At 38.6% G+C, this 16084-nt stretch carries 9 protein-coding genes; 2 read left to right on the top strand and 7 right to left on the bottom strand.

Going from position 1 to position 16084, the window contains the following annotated elements; genetic code table 11:
* Positions 1-20: 20 nt before the first annotated feature.
* Positions 21-3164 (bottom strand): SusC/RagA family TonB-linked outer membrane protein, encoded by a 3144-nt coding sequence (locus LVD16_RS22465; protein ID WP_233770541.1) that lies wholly within the window; start codon positions 3162-3164, stop codon positions 21-23.
* Positions 3165-3585: 421 nt separating this feature from the next.
* Here LVD16_RS22465 and LVD16_RS22470 point away from each other — a divergent pair, with 421 nt between their 5' ends.
* The gene (locus LVD16_RS22470) at positions 3586-5106 is read left to right on the top strand and encodes a BspA family leucine-rich repeat surface protein (protein WP_233770542.1); all 1521 of its coding nucleotides are present in this window, start codon (positions 3586-3588) and stop codon (positions 5104-5106) included.
* A 45-nt stretch (positions 5107-5151) separates the two neighbouring features.
* Here LVD16_RS22470 and LVD16_RS22475 read toward each other — a convergent pair whose 3' ends face one another.
* From LVD16_RS22475 to LVD16_RS22495, 5 genes are all read right to left on the bottom strand, one after another.
* A complete protein-coding gene (locus LVD16_RS22475; protein WP_233770543.1) occupies positions 5152-5595 on the bottom strand; it encodes a hypothetical protein in 444 nt (147 codons plus the stop codon).
* A gap of 67 nt (positions 5596-5662) precedes the next feature.
* Positions 5663-6685 (bottom strand): LLM class flavin-dependent oxidoreductase, encoded by a 1023-nt coding sequence (locus LVD16_RS22480; RefSeq protein ID WP_233770544.1) that lies wholly within the window; start codon positions 6683-6685, stop codon positions 5663-5665.
* Between the two features lie 129 nt (positions 6686-6814).
* Positions 6815-7441 (bottom strand): NAD(P)H-dependent oxidoreductase, encoded by a 627-nt coding sequence (locus LVD16_RS22485; RefSeq protein WP_233770545.1) that lies wholly within the window; start codon positions 7439-7441, stop codon positions 6815-6817.
* A gap of 171 nt (positions 7442-7612) precedes the next feature.
* Positions 7613-8545: a hydrogen peroxide-inducible genes activator gene (locus tag LVD16_RS22490; RefSeq protein ID WP_233770546.1), complete on the bottom strand. Its 933-nt coding sequence runs from the start codon at positions 8543-8545 to the stop codon at positions 7613-7615.
* 219 nt (positions 8546-8764) lie between these two features.
* Positions 8765-11164, bottom strand: a complete 2400-nt coding sequence (locus LVD16_RS22495; protein WP_233770547.1) for an ABC transporter permease — start codon at positions 11162-11164, stop codon at positions 8765-8767.
* A 258-nt stretch (positions 11165-11422) separates the two neighbouring features.
* Here LVD16_RS22495 and LVD16_RS22500 point away from each other — a divergent pair, with 258 nt between their 5' ends.
* Positions 11423-15247 (top strand): choice-of-anchor tandem repeat GloVer-containing protein, encoded by a 3825-nt coding sequence (locus tag LVD16_RS22500; RefSeq protein WP_233770548.1) that lies wholly within the window; start codon positions 11423-11425, stop codon positions 15245-15247.
* A 41-nt stretch (positions 15248-15288) separates the two neighbouring features.
* On the opposite strand, the gene LVD16_RS22505 is transcribed toward LVD16_RS22500, so the two are convergent.
* Complete coding sequence (locus tag LVD16_RS22505) at positions 15289-15939, bottom strand: hypothetical protein (protein WP_233770549.1); 651 nt, start codon at positions 15937-15939, stop codon at positions 15289-15291.
* Positions 15940-16084 lie beyond the last annotated feature (145 nt).

Here is a 16084-nt window from a genome sequence, read left to right on the forward strand (position 1 = left end):
ATTTTCGAATTATCAGGTTATTAGAATGTAGCTTGAAGCGTAACACCAACATATCTGGCTGATGGATCTTGCAGATCATTATCATTACCATAATCAGGATCCAGATAAGGCATCTTTTTCCAAATGGCCAGATTATAACCGTATACAGATAGGTTAAGGTGCTGTAATTTGCTAGACTGAATGATGTTCATCAGGTCATAGCTTACAGAAACCCTCCTCAATTTAAAGTAACTACGATCGAAAGTATTGGCGAAAAACTCATTTTCATCCTCTGTTACTTTGGCTCGGTAAGGATAAACCTGACTCCAGGTTTGCCAGCTCACAGCGGTGGTATTTTGAGAATATTTTCTAGTATCTGAGATCACGTCACCATTTACATCTCTGGTAAGCTCACCTTCTGTTATATTTACCCCTTCCGGAACGTAAACAGGCTGTCCTGCGGCATATTCCTCATCTCTATATTTAGTAGAATTAGGATGCTTTCCACCCCACCACATTTTCTCGATAGTTAATGAATTGATGATTCCTCCCCAGGCTCCATCCACGTCTACATTAATAGTGAAGTCTTTTACTTTGAACACATTCTGAAGCCCAAGCCTCCACGATGGATCCAGGTGTCCCAGATTTTGCTGATAAGCATCTCTGGTAGGTAAGCCTGTGTTTGCATCAATAATCACCTGACCGTCAGCACTTTTCTGCCAAACCGTACCATAGTAGCTATCCGCTCTTTCTCCTTCCTTAAGGTTTCCAAATTTCTCATTATCACCATAGATATCTGTGATCTTTTTCACTGATCGCGTCCAGTTAAGCCCCACATTCCAGCTAAAATCACTGGTGTTTATTGGCATGTAATGAATCATAGCTTCAAAACCATTAGTGGTATACTCGTTGCCATTCACTTTTCGGGTAGAGAAGCCTGAGGCATTTGAAATAGAAAGGTCTATAATCTGATTTTCATCCAGTATTCTGTAGTAAGTACCTTCTATTGATACCTTTCTTTCCAAAAGTGAAGTAGAAAATCCCACCTCCGAAGTGGTAGATTTCTCAGGCATAATGGAAGCATTCACTAACCCTGATGGATACTGAACAGATGGTGTAGACCCATAAGTAACACCCTGATTGTAAGTAGAGAAAATAGAATAAGGATCTAAATCACTAGACACCTGAGACCACGAACCATACACCTTAAAGTAATCCATGGCTTGAGGAAACGACATAAGCTCTGACAGCACTGCGCTTAATGATGCTGATGGATAGAAATAGGAATTAGTAGAAGTAGGCAATGTAGAAGACCAGTCATTCCTTGCGGAGAAGTTTAGAAATATAGAATTTAAAAAGTCAAGCTCTACGGTACCGTAAACACTTCGGATCGATTTCTCTCTTAGCAGGTTGCTTCCCATGATATTACCCTGAGAATTACTCAGATTATATATTTCCGGCACAATAAGTCCATCTGTAGATGAATATTCTTCCTGATATTTTCTGTAGAAGTTAGACGCTCCTGCATTGATGGTGAATCCAACATTGGTAGATAAATCCTTGGTGTATGACGCAAGCACATCAGTATCAAAGTTTAGCTGGTTCTTATTCCAGTTTTTATAATCTCCATTTCTTGAATCTCCATAGTTAAGATAAGATTTTGGCGTTTGAATGTCTTCAAATGATCTTTGCTCTCTGGCAGAAACGCGACCTTGTAAATAAAAATCAGGCGTTATCTGATACTTCAGCTTTAACTTTCCATCAAGTGTATTCTTATTATACTCCTGCTCCAGCTCGTAAGCGGCAAAGTACACATTATTATACCACGCATAGTTATAATTAGCCTGACGGTAGCCCTCAAAACCAGGCACATACATATGATTTTTCAAGTCATTGCCATCTACATCATCACCCATCCATACCAAAATAGTATACATGTGATTTTTAGGACCATAGCCATAGCGCGGATAATTCGGGGAGTACACTTTATTATAACTCAAAGTAGCATCTAGCTGCACCTTGCTGGAAAGGTCATAAGACGAGTTAAAGGTAAGTCCACCCGTCTGCATGGAAGTATTTGGCACCTGCCCTTTTTGGTAGGCATAATTACCAGAAAAGTAAAACCTTGATTTGTCTCCCTGAAAGCCGATTGAAAAATCGTTTTTAGTAACAATTCCGGTCTGAAGAAAATCTTTAAGATTATCATGTCTTACCCAGTCGGTAGGCACTCTTTCATATCTTGATTTATCATCATAGATGGTCCCAGCTACGTTACCGTACCATTCTATCACTTCACCAGTTTGTTTATCTCTGATCGGGCTATTCCACTGTGGCACTTTTACGCCAGGCTCAAATTTTGGTCCCCAGATCATATCACCATCAGAAATACCGCCATCTGCACCATCCCAAAATTCATACTGACCATTGGATCCGTTACCATATTCCGTTTGTGTTTCAGGGAATACTGTGAAGCCAGCTGTGAACATATCACTAGTTGAAAAATTGACTACAAGCCCTGGTTTAGTGGCATTTTTACGTGTAATAAGGATAGCCCCATTCTTACCTCTGGAACCATAAAGCGCTGAAGCAGCACCTCCTTTTAGTACGTTAATACTTTCAATATCTTCCGGAGAGATATCATAAAGGTTAGTCTCTACAGGTACACCATCTAACACAATAAGTGGTGTTTTGCCTCTTAAACTAAAAGAAGGCGATTGGAAAATACCTGTTGGGTTATTTACTGTAAGACCAGCCACTCTTCCGGTGAGCGCGTTTCCGAGGTTAAGCGTGCTAGCCTCATTAATCACCTCAGTATTAACCTCCTGCGTGGCATAGCCAAGCTTTTTCTTTTGCTGCTTAATACCGATGGCAGTAACTACCACCTCATCAAGGCTGATCTTTTCCTCCTCCATGGTGATATTAATAGTAGACCTACCAGCGATCTGTACTTCTTGCTGAGCATAACCAATAAAACTGAATATAAGTGTAGCTTCAGCAGGAACTTGCAAGCTGAATGATCCGCCTGCGGCAGTAACAGTACCTAAATTGGTACCCTTTACAATAACATTGACACCCGGAAGACCTTCTCCTGATGCATCTGTCACCTTCCCTTCTACCCTTTCCTGTGCAAAGGAAAAAGAAGCAGAAAGCAACAAGAATAAAATAGCAAGTAAATGTGTTTTCATTGTGCGATTGGTTGGTTGATAAGCTGTTTCATTACAAGCACTTATAAGTGTTTGCTTGTGCAAAATTATTAGCTCTAATCACCGGCCAATCACATCGGTTATTATCTGTTTTTTAATTATATCTGGTAAAACTTAATCAAAACTCAATGCATTTGTCTTTGAGTGCAAAAGCACTTAACAATAGAGTAAAATTAAGAAAACTGCATAAAGCTGCATTATTAGACTTTAGAGGACTTTTTCAAGCTTACAAAGTGCTAAATCGATTTATTAAATAAAGACTTTTGATATATTGATTAAATATTCATGAAGTTTAAGTGATATTATATTGATAGAAATGTTGGGTTAGATGATGTGTGGGTGAAGTTAGTTAAACATTAAAAGTGAAAATATTTATATTTGCAATTTCCATCAAATCGCATTTATGAAAAAGGAAGTTGTATTTGTACTATTAATGCTCATAACATTCATGTGGATAGGCTGCAGTGAAGATGACCCAGTGACACCACCATTGCCTCCTAACACCGATGAGCCAAATCCAGAGCTAGAGCCTATAGTAATTACAGCAAAAGATTTTCAAACAACAATTGATGAAAATCCTGAAAGTGGAACTGTCTTAGGAAAAATTGAAGCGTCTGCCAGCCGAGATTCACTCGCTTTCAAATTATATAACATTAAACCCTATGGATCACTAACCATAGATTCGGTAACTGGTGAGTTAATGGTAAAAGAAGCCACTCTCTTTGATTTTGAAAAAAATGAAACTATTATCAGCACTGTGGTGATAACTGCAAAAGATAGTACACAAGCCGAAATACAAGCTGTAATAAACTTAAAAGACCTTGATGACCCGAAAAGTTTTATTACTACCTGGGTAACCACTCAGCAGAATGAAGAGATAATTATTCCCGTTAATAACTGGACCTATTCTTATAATTACACAGTTGACTGGGGCGATGGGCAAGTGACGATGAATCATACTGATGACGCCTTTCACACCTATAAAGAGGCTGGGGAACATCAAGTTGAGATCACCGGAATATTCCCAGCTATATTTTTTCAAAAGCTATTATGGGGAAAAACGGCGTATGCACGTAAATTGGTTTCTATTGATCAATGGGGAGATAACGAATGGGCTTCTTTCGAAGGAGCATTTAGTATTGGTTATAATTTGAAGGCCAATTTCAAGGATGCTCCCAACTTAAAGAACGTTACAAAACTTAATGGTATGTTTTCATCAACCAAAATTGACTGTGACCTTAACTCTTGGGACATGAGTCATATTGAGCAAATAGATTCTATGTTTTCACACAATGAGGTTTTCAATGGTGACATCAGCCAATGGGATGTCAGCAATGTGAAAAGTATGCATAGGGTATTTAATGGTGCTGAATCCTTCAATCAGGATATTAATCAATGGGATGTGAGCAATGTACAAGATATGTCTCAAATGTTTAAATATGCCAAGGATTTTAATCAAGATTTAAACCAATGGAATGTCAGCTCTGTCACTAACATGTACGAAATGTTCAATTATTGCGCTGCGTTTAATGGTGACATATGCGATTGGGATGTTAGTAATGTTCAAAGGATGTCAGGCATGTTTTATAGTGCTAACTCTTTCAATCAGAATATTGGAAGCTGGGAAATTGGCAGTGTTACAGATTTATATACAATGTTTTTTGAAGCAAATAGCTTCAATCAAGATTTAAGTAGTTGGAATATAAGTAATGTTGAAAGAATGTACTTAATATTTGGCAGTAGTTTATCGACCACAAATTATGATAACACCCTGGAAGGTTGGTCAAAGCAGGATGTAAAGGAAGGTGTTCATTTAGTTACGAGTGGACAGAAATACTGCTCTAAGGGTGAATCAGCAAGAGCAATATTAACCTCCAAAGGATGGACCATAACAGGAGATGAAAAGGCAGAAGACTGCGAATAACTCTTTGCAGCTTTCATCATTTTACCGAAACCCAATGCAACAACATTAATATGTACTCTGCTCTATTTCAACAATATACCTAAACCCAGGCATCAGTTCAATGATTTCAGCGGTACGGTAATGATCACTCCCTATTCCTGCCAGCCGCTGCTCTATAATTTTATGATCTGGATCATGAGGGTCTGTATAAACCACTTTTTCGTCCTCGTAAATACCTGACCTGGATAAAATCACCAATCCTATGGTCTGGAGAATAAGAAAAATAAAAGTGGTAATCATTAACGTTCGCCCGAGACTTCTCAAATTCTGTATGACATCCGCAGATAAAACCATTAGCAAAAAAGTAAAGCAAAGTACCGATAAGGCATATGCTCTATAAATAGCTGAATTTGTAGCCTCTATTGGTATAATATCTTTAATCCAAATACTGATTGTACCGATGATCACGTATAGTAAGATCGTTAGAGCGAATTTACTTTTGGTAGACATGTGGGTAATGTAGTGGTTATTGAGTTATTAGTTATTTGGTTATTAGTTATTGGTTATTGGTTATTGGTTATTGAGTTATTGGGGCTTGGTTTAGTTCATTCATCACTTCTGAGAAAATGGTGTATGATTTAATTCTATCATTAATATCAAACGCGTGAGAGGCTACCATTACTTCATCTACTCCTGTTTCCTTTAAGAATTGAGCGGTTTTATGTTGCACTGTATCTTTTGAGCCTATGAAACCATATTTCAGCATTCTTTGAAAGGCTGGATTATCCATTAACTCTCGGATTTCTGGAGTCATGTCTACTGGTGGCTGTATGTAGTCGAGTTTGTTAGTCATAACGCCAAGCATCATTCTTACAAGTGAAGTGGCTAATCGCTCTGCTTGCTCATCAGTATCTGCGGCCAGCACATTAATTCCTGCGATGGTGTAAGGCTCTTTCAGCTGCTCAGATGGCTTAAAATTATTATAATAGATATTTAAGGCATCAAACAGATGTGTGGGTGCAAAATGACTGGCAAAAGCATAAGGCAAACCCTTTTCCGCTGCTAAATATGCACTATCTGTACTGGATCCTAAAATATAGATTGGCACATTTACTCCTTCCGCTACTATGGCTCGCACACTTGACTGCGCATTTTCTTCAGAAAAGTACTCCTGTATCTGCTGTACTTCTCTCGGAAAGCTATGCACTGCCTGTATTCTATCTGGTCTGATGGCATGTGCAGTAGTCTGATCTGTGCCAGGAGCTCGCCCCAGCCCCAAATCTATTCTGTCAGGATATAAGGCACCTAAAGTTCCAAACTGCTCAGAAACAATTAGAGGCGAATGATTCGGAAGCATTATACCACCGGAGCCTACCCTTATTTTACTTGTAACGCCTGCGATATGCCCTATTAAAATTTGAGGAGAGGCACTGGCTATACTTATCATATTATGATGCTCCGCCAGCCAGAAGCGAGTATACCCCAACTTCTCCGCATGACGCGCCAATCTTACACTGTTATCAAAAGCATCTCTTGGTGTGCTACCCGCTGCCACTGAGGCTAATTCTAAAACCGAATACTTTATATTTTTATCTGACATCACTTATTCATTGTTCAAACTTCAAATAAAGTATACGGAGCCGGTGCTATTAAGATGTGATTTTATTAAAAAAGTAAAAGCTGCCCCCTTTCGGAAAGCAGCTTTTGTCTGAAATTAAACTGTAGGTTTTTATTTCTTTATGAACAACTCTTCAGCAGGTTTTCTCACTTTAGGAAGTGACGCTAACCAATCGTTTTCTTCATCTCTGTAACCAAGCGGCATTAATGTTACACTCTTCAAACCTATTTTATCCAGGCCTAAAAGCTCATCTAACCCGGCATTATTGAATCCTTCCATCGGAGTAGCATCTACCTTTTCTTCCGCTGCAGCTACCAAGCCAAATCCCATAGCCAAATATGCCTGTCTTGAAGTCCAGTTGAAGTTGCTTTCAGCACCAGCTTTCACCAGGTTTTCAAGATAGCCTGCTACCGTAGCAAGTGATTCTTCAGTAACATTTCTTACCTTCATGTTCAACTCAATAAAAGCTTTCGCTCTGGCCTCTGTTACCTGATCCCAGGCTGCAAAAACCAATAAATGCGAGCTATCTACCATTTGCTGCTGATTAAAAGCCAATGGCAAAATCTCTTTTTTCAACTCATGGTCAGTGATCACAATTACCTGAAATGGCTGTAAACCCATGGAAGTTGGCGCCATACGAATAGCCTCAAGAATCTTCTCTACCTTTTCCTCTGGCACTGCAGTACCATTCATCTTCTTGGTGGCATAGCGCCAATGTAAATTATCGTATAATGACATATTATAAATTCAATGTTTAAACTTCAATATTAGCAAAACTATTGATTCATCTGGTCATTTTCTAATTATCAGATGTAAAAAATTGGATTATTGACAAACGGCTTTGTTTCGCAAAAAGCTATATTGAGTATTTCCTATTTTATGAATTGTATGCCGAAATAATTTTAGAACTCACCTCCACTTCACAGTGATGAATCGCTCATTTTTCTTGAAACTATCCGGTACGCCTTTAATGATGTATTTTCTTAGCTTGGTGAGCAGTAGCTCTTTTGTAAAACTATTATGTACCACCAAACTCACCTCTCTGGCGGGCTGAGGCTCTTCAAACCGTCTAATGTATTCATAATCATGCTTTTGATTCACAGCTAACTCAGGCACAAGCGTGTAACCACTATGACTTTGTATCATGTTTTTCAAGGTTTCAATGGAGCCACTCTCAAATGTGATACGATTTCCGTTGTCACCATTTTTAGATTCATCACAAATATTAAGTACCTGATTTCTAAAACAATGGCCCTGATCAAGCAACCACAGGCCTTTCTTAGTGATATCTGCAGCTGTGGCTTTCTCCTTTCTCAACACCGGATGATGCTGATGAGCATACACCAGGAAAGGCTCATAAAAGAGTGGAATCTCACGCACATGCCCCTCATGCAGAGGCGTAACCATTAAACCTATATCCAGAGTGCTATTTTGAATTCCTGTAATGATATCTTCACTCTGCATCTCTTTTATCTCAAGATAAATATCCGGATGATCATCACTAAAATCTTTCAGAAATTTGGGCAATAGGTAGGGAGCTAAAGTAGGAATTATACCTATTTTAAAAGTACCCTTTATTTCATTCAGCTCCTGATTAACCATTTCCTTCAAGCCTTCCACTTCACGCAATATTTGCCTGGCTTTAATGATGAAGCGTTCACCCATAATTGTGGGGGATATTGGCTGAGAAGATCGGTCGAAAATCGACATTCCAATCTCATCCTCCAATTTTTTCACTTGTAGTGTTAATGTAGGTTGCGCCACAAAACAACTATCTGCCGCTTTCACAAAATGCCTATGGTTATCCAAGGCTATAACGTATTGTAACTGTTGAAGTGTCATCTGAATATGCTTATCAAATAGCCCGCAAGATTATCATTATTGGGTCTCCAGATCAAATAGATTAAGACTATCGCCCATTTAGATTATCTATTTCATTAGGAAAAACTGTTGAAATTCGGGCATAAAAGGATATTTATAAAACCAATACATTTATTAAAAATATCGATTTTATAAATAACTCTCAAAAAATAAGTGCTCAGAGAAGTTCTTCCACCTTAATTATTCACTAGTTAATGAATCAATGGGATTAACTCTGATAGCTTTATATAGGTGAGCAGCCACGGTACTGATTACAATAATCATGACCAACACAAACCCCAAAGCCATTGTTTGCCAACCAAAATTAATGTGATAAGCATTTTGCTGAAGCCACATATTATTTACAAAGTAGGCGATGGGCGCTCCAATAGCATAGGCAATCAAAATCATAATTAGAAAACCCTTCCCAACAATTGAGAGCAGGTTGATAGCCTCTGCACCTAAGGTTTTTCTAATCCCTAACTCTTTAGTTTTATTTTGTATATGATAAATAACCATACCCAAAAGCCCCAGGCAAGAGATGGAGATAACGATAAGAGTTATATAACCTAAAGTCATAACTAAAGCCTCATAGAAGCCATAACTTAGCTTAAGATCATCTTCGAAATAAGTATATTCAAAGGGCCTGTTAGTGACTTCTTTCCAAACAGCACCAAGTTCCGCCACTACATCCTTCCTCACTCGTTCATCTAATACCACAATAGCATTATTAGCATTTTGAGGCTGATAGCGAAGTAACAAAGGACCTATTTTCTCATCCATTCTTTCGTAATGAAAATCTTTAACTACTCCTATAACTTCTAAATGATGCTCGTCCTCCACTAAGACCTCACCCACAGCCTCCATTGGGGTTTGAAGGCCCATCTGTTTTACCGCAGTTTCATTTATAATTACGTAATGATCATCTTTTGGCATCACCTCTGGAAAACCGCGCCCAGCAAGTAGTTCCAAACCTAATGAGTTTATATAATTTTGATCCACACCAAAAAAGCTAAATATCACCGGCTCTTCCTGACCTGGAAGGGTTAGCTGTGCAGTATTATTACTTCCTAAGGCCGGCAAAAATGTGGTAGAAGCTACCGTTTTCACTCCAGATATTTGCGCAAAACCAGTGCGGACTTTTTCATAATCCACACCCTGCAAATGGACGTTTACGACCCCCTCAGTTTCAAAACCATGCCCTTCAGATAATACGAACTTAGACTGCTGATAAATGGTAACTACCGTGATGACGAAGAAAATAGAAAAGGCAAACTGAATGACCACCAAAACCTTTCTCATATCAAATCTGGAAAAACCTAATCTACCACTTAGCTTATTGAGCTGAATGGTTTTCTTCAAGGCTTGAAGAGGGTTGGTAGCTGAGAAGAAAACAGAAGGGACAACCCCAGCCGCCAGACCGGCCAATATCACAAAGCCTAAGAACCACCAATAAAGTCCTCTAGTCTCATTAAAGCCAACGGGCGCTCCTACCGAGGCAAAAAAGCTATTCATTTGAGGCAATAAAAACTGCGTTAAAAGATCAGCAAACACAAAAGCTATTACCGAAATGATGAGGGCCTCGGTCATAAACTGAAAGAAAATATGTCTTTTCCTGGCTCCTATAACTTTTCTTACCCCAATCTCTTTAGCCCTATTCATAGCTCTGGCCGTAGTTAAATTGGCATAATTAAAGCATGCTGAACAAAGCACAATCAGGGCTATGCCTAACATGATATAAATCATAAAGTCCGGTAACCCAAAACCTGTAGTATTACTCAACAAAGGACCTGGGGTAATACCGTTGAGCTTCTGAATTTTAAATTCATACAAGTACTCTCCTTCTGGATCATAGTTACTAGTTGCCGCCCTGGCTAAAGAAGCTTTCACACCCTCCAGATTAGCGTTATCCTCGGTTTCAAAGTAGATGTACGTCTGATAGATATTACTCCAATCTGTAAAGCCATTATAAAAGGTACTATCAGACATTTGCTGGGCCGTTGGTTGATCAAAAGAGGCCAGTGCTTCAAAGTTAAAATGCGTTTTTCCAGGGAAGTCTTCCAGAACTCCTGTTACTTTATATTCACCCTGTCCCTCCACTGCCAGTACTTCATTGATAGGATCCTTGCTACCAAATATCTTTTGGGCCAATTGGTTGGAAATCACTATAGAGTTAGGCTCAGTTAGTGCCGACCTCACACTTCCATATTTAAGCGGAAAATTAAAAATGGAAAGAAAGTTATTATCGGCATTATAGCCTGAAAATGGTATTTCCTGATCATTCCAGGCTGCTATTCCAGCAAAGTTCCTTCCCACCACAGTCATTCGCTTTATTGAATTTTGATCCTTTAAAGCATCACTAAGAGGGTATGTAGTGGTAGCTGTTGACCAGGTAATCCCTTCGTTAGTCCTGTCAGTAATTACCCTATAAATATTGTCCTTGTTCTCATGAAAGTCATCATAAGCAAATTGATCTGCCACTATTATGATCAACAGCAGGCATATACTCATGCTTATGGACAAGCCAAAAATATTAATGAAAGAGATGGTCCTATTCCGAAGGATATTCCGAATAGCTATAAGTAAGTAATTCTTAATCATATGGCTGTTGTTAGTTGTGAGTTTCCGATGCCTACTCAATCGTGATGCCAATATATAAAAGACTGACAATCAAATTCTTAAAACAAATCACAACCTAAACTGCCCATTTACAACACAATGAAATGTCCATTGGTGGGCAGTTTTATTTTACCTGGAACAAATATAACATCAGAAATGCCCAACCTTAGGTATATGATGAGGAAAGCATATCCATTAACTTATAATTTAAATCGATTTCTAACCAAAAATAATGTTATTATGAAAAAATTTTGTTGGCTTTTTTTATTAATGGCGAGTTTCTTAACTCACAGAGCAATCGCCCAAGAAAAAATATGGGGAGTCCAATATGGCTCACTTTTCCATATGAATGAAGACGGCTCAGATTATACCGTTGTATTAAGCAACTTAGTCGGACGTAATGAAAAAACCATTGCAGGTAATGATGGATTAATCTATGGCATTCTTAATACCAGGTATGCCGATGTCCTCTATAGGTATGATCCTTCGTCAAAGCAATCAAAAAGAATAATCAGCACTGCAGATTTTAGGGTCTATGATTTTCTGCAAGATTATGATGGTTCATTTTATGCCATGGGAACAGCCTGGAGTGGTCAATCTTTAATAGTCAAGTTTACCAGCACAGATGTTGAAACTGTGTTTTCCAGTGAAGAAATTGACTTAAAGACAATCACGGACGGCAAAGATGGCAAGTTTTATTGCACCGCAGTTAGTGAGGAGGCTTCTGTGGTACTAAGCATAAATAAAGATGGCTCTGATGTACAAACTCTCCATACTTTTAATCAAACTCTGGAAGGACAAGATCCAACTTTAAAACTTGCAATCCTAGAAGATGGTCGACTGCTTGGAGCAACAAGTAGTGGTGGTGCTTACAACCTTGGTACCCTTTATAGAATGGAGAAGGATGGAAGTGAATTTGTAGTTACTCATCATTTTAGAGTTGAGTCAATACATGAAGATTTAACTAAGTCCCTATTCATTGCTTCCGATGGCAGCATCTATGGAAGCATTCAATCTGACGATGATAAGGTAGGCATTTTCCGCACCAACGCCGACGGTAGTGGAATGAGAATAATTAAAGAGCCCACATTTGCGTCAAAGACACAATCAAATCTGGTTGAAAAAGATGGGTACATCTACTCCCTAAACTTCAATGATCAGGCAACATTTTTTAGATATTCCATGAGTACTGATCAGAATGAAACTATAGCAAATGATCTTGATTCAATTAGACTTCAGGATAAGATTTTTGTTATAGGAAATTCAGTCTATGGCTCATTTACAAAAACACCAGATGCGTTGGAGCGCGGTTTATTCTCCATATCATTAGATGATATATTTACCTCTGAAGAATCTGACTTTTTTAATATTGAAAGATTTTACAATAGTGAGCCTGTGGGCAATAATGTTATGCGTTTAATCAAAGGGTCCGATAATGTGGTTTACGGAGTTACCAGAGAAGGGGGTATAGGCTTTGAGGATTTTGGGGCCATTTTCAAAATCACAAATGATCAACCAGAGCTTATCAGACTGCAAGAATATGCCCAAAGCATTTCAATCAACATAGCGCACGCTGACGATGGATATATTTATGCGGCCACCTTAAACGTAGGGGGCCCTAACGCCATGCTTTATAAGATAAAAACTGATGGCACAGGCTATGAAGATAATACTTTATCCCCCTATCACTTCAAATCAGTAGGAGGAATACTACAAACCAGTTCGGGAGAAATCATAGCTATGACCGAAGGTCATGACCGGAGTGAGAGCAGAGGATATATGTTTAAATTTAAAAATGGCATATCATGGACCGAGACCACCTATAAATTTACCACAGCTGATGGAAAAGTACCTTTAGGCGCTCTAATAGAGGGAGATGACGGCTACTTATACAGCACCACTAACATTGGCGGTGCAAATAATAAAGGAGTTATTTTCAAAGTCCTCCCTGATGGCACTAACTATCAAAAATTGCATGAATTTAATGGAAATGATGGACAATTGCCAACTGCAGGATTAGCTGATGGTGGTGACGGCTTCTTATACGGATCTACCCCAGAAGGTGGAATGTACGGTGAAGGTGTTATATTCAAAATAAGAAACGATGGATCTGACTTCAGCATTATTTATCATTTCGATGGTTCTCCATACAGTGAGCCTTATCATGAACTTACTTTGGTTGGAGACTATCTTTTTGGCTCTGTGAAAGGTGGTGATTCTGGTGCTGTTGCCTACAAAATTAAGAAAGATGGGTCTGATTTCAGTGTGGTACTCTCTGGTGGGACACCTACCATTTACTTCACTCGCATGCCATCACCTGAGGTTACAAGTCAAGTAACCCTCCCATCTGATAGTTCTACATATATTTTAGAGGGTAGTGAGCTATCCGTTATGGTCAAGTCTGTTTTTGGTGCTTCTGAGTATTACTTAGAAATCAGTGAATCAGAAACATTTGAAGACATTGTCTGGTCAGGTACCAGTTCTACTACCAGCTTCAGTATTAATGGGCTATCTACAAACACGCCATATTATACAAGAGTAAGTACGGACATTTCTTCTTTCGGAGACATCACTACATTTACTCTTGCAAATCAATATGTTACAAGATTATGGGGTGTGACTACTTCAGGTGGCGATAATCCATGCTTTAGTAATCTAGGGGGTACAGTTTTCAGTATTTCACCAGATGGAACCGGCTTCGCAAAAATTTATGATACAGAATGTGCCGCAGATACTTCTGCAACTTTTGCTGGCGAGCAGTTTACCAGCAGTCCTGTGATAGACAAAAGTGGTAAAATTTACGCTCTTACCATGAACACCGCATACCGAAATCCAAATGAATATTATGAAATAATTAATGGGGGTAATGGGGGTGATATCATTAGTTTTGATAGCTACACATTAAATTCAACCGCCTTATATGAAAATCTTGACATTCATATGTCTGGCGAAATAAGTATAATGTCTGACGACCAAATATACTTAATTGATTCTAAAGCAAAATCAGAACGCGGGGCTATTAGAAAATTTGCCACCGATGGAAGCTCCTCTCCCACTACCTCATTTTTACATACCTTCACTTTTGGATATGATGGTGATTTAAATCCTGGAAGATTTCCAATAGGACGACTATTGGAATATGGTGACTACCTATACGGCACGAACCATGTAGATGGGTCAGGAAATCAGGGCACCATTTACAGAATAAAACCTAATGGAACTGATCTGGAAGTGCTACATACTTTCGAAAATGGAACCGGGTATCCCAAAGGAGGCCTTACTGATGGCGAAGATGGATTTATATATGGAATGACAACAAAGGGTGATGGCCGTATATATAAAATAAGACCAGATGGATCTGATTATCAGGTAATTCGAAGTTTTGCAGATTATAATTCAGTCCTAGGAAAAACAGTATTTGGTAACTTAACGATGGTTAATGGCATACTCTATGGTATGACTGAGGGAGGAGGACAGTATGGTAATGGCACCATTTTTAAAATTACTACCGACGGCAGCTCCTATGTCATATTGAGACACTTAAGTGTAACCGATGGAGCCCATCCCTTAGGTTCATTAACCTTCAACCCTGATGATCAACACTTTTACGGCATGACATCAAAGGGAGGAAATAATTCAATGGGTACCATTTTCAAAATGAGTCTGACACCAGAATATACTTTCACAAAAATTTATGACTTTACCCAATCTGGTGGAGGTGTTCCTGATGGCGATCTGCTATTGGTTAAAACACCCGTGTTACCCGCCGAGACATTGGCTAAAAAAGGAAGCAATTTAGGAAGTGAGAGTTTAGATTCCGGGATCAATTCTCCCTTTAAAGTATATCCTAATCCTTCCAAAAACAGCTTTAAGCTGAACTCAAATTATGAAGGTGTAAGTCAGATACAAGTGGTTAATTTGAATGGAAAATTAGTATATAAAAATAAGGTAGACCCAGGACAAGCCATTGAATTTGGCGAGGACTTTATAAGTGGACTTTATGTAATTAAATTAACTCAAGGTGGCGAAACGCACACTATGAGAATAGTGAAAATGGAAAATTAAACTATATGATTAAGAAGGTTGTCTCTAAAAAGGGGCAACCTTTAGTCTAAGTCATCCAATACAGGCATATTCTTGTCGATGATCTGATAAACGCGCTCTAATTCTCTCACCTTATTTTTATAGCCGTACATCTCTTGAGAAAAATAATACTTGACATTGGCGCTATCATAGGTTTTCACCTTATAACGAGAAACTGAAGATTCATCTCTCCATATGAGTTCATAATTCTTAAGTTCAGGGTTAAGGCACCTGCAATATTTATCGTAAATCTTCCTTTTCTTCACCATCTCCTTACTCACATCATCCAAAGCTTTAAATTTTGACATGCCCAGTGAGTCTAGCAAATAACTACCTACTTCCTCATCTACCTCATATCTAATCTTTGCTAGGGTAGAATCAATAAAGCACATTACCAGCCCGGAAACCGGTGCTTGATGAATTTTCAAATTAGGTTGATCCAGCTTGTAAAATTTAAGACGTTTGTCAAAATATTCTCCGATGTTTCTGGCATAGCCAAAATTAACCATCGCCAAAGACGTACTCAAAACTACAGAGTCAGTGCCGCCTCCTATTCGCCTTATTTGGGCCTTAGAAAGAGGTTTTCTATTATTAGATGCTAAGTGATCTACAGAATTTGTTCTGGTGCACGCCACAATGGCTACCAACGAGAGAAACAACAGGAAGTATTTCATGAGAGATGCATTAAAGATTTCCCAACCCAACAGCCGTAATCAATTTACTTAACATCTAAAGAAATCCAAAATTATCATTGAATAATATCAATGAAGGTGTAAAACCGTTTACCTATTCTTTTATCAGCGTATCAACATTTAAATC

This window comes from Fulvivirga ligni, assembly GCF_021389935.1.
Lineage (GTDB): Bacteria > Bacteroidota > Bacteroidia > Cytophagales > Cyclobacteriaceae > Fulvivirga > Fulvivirga ligni.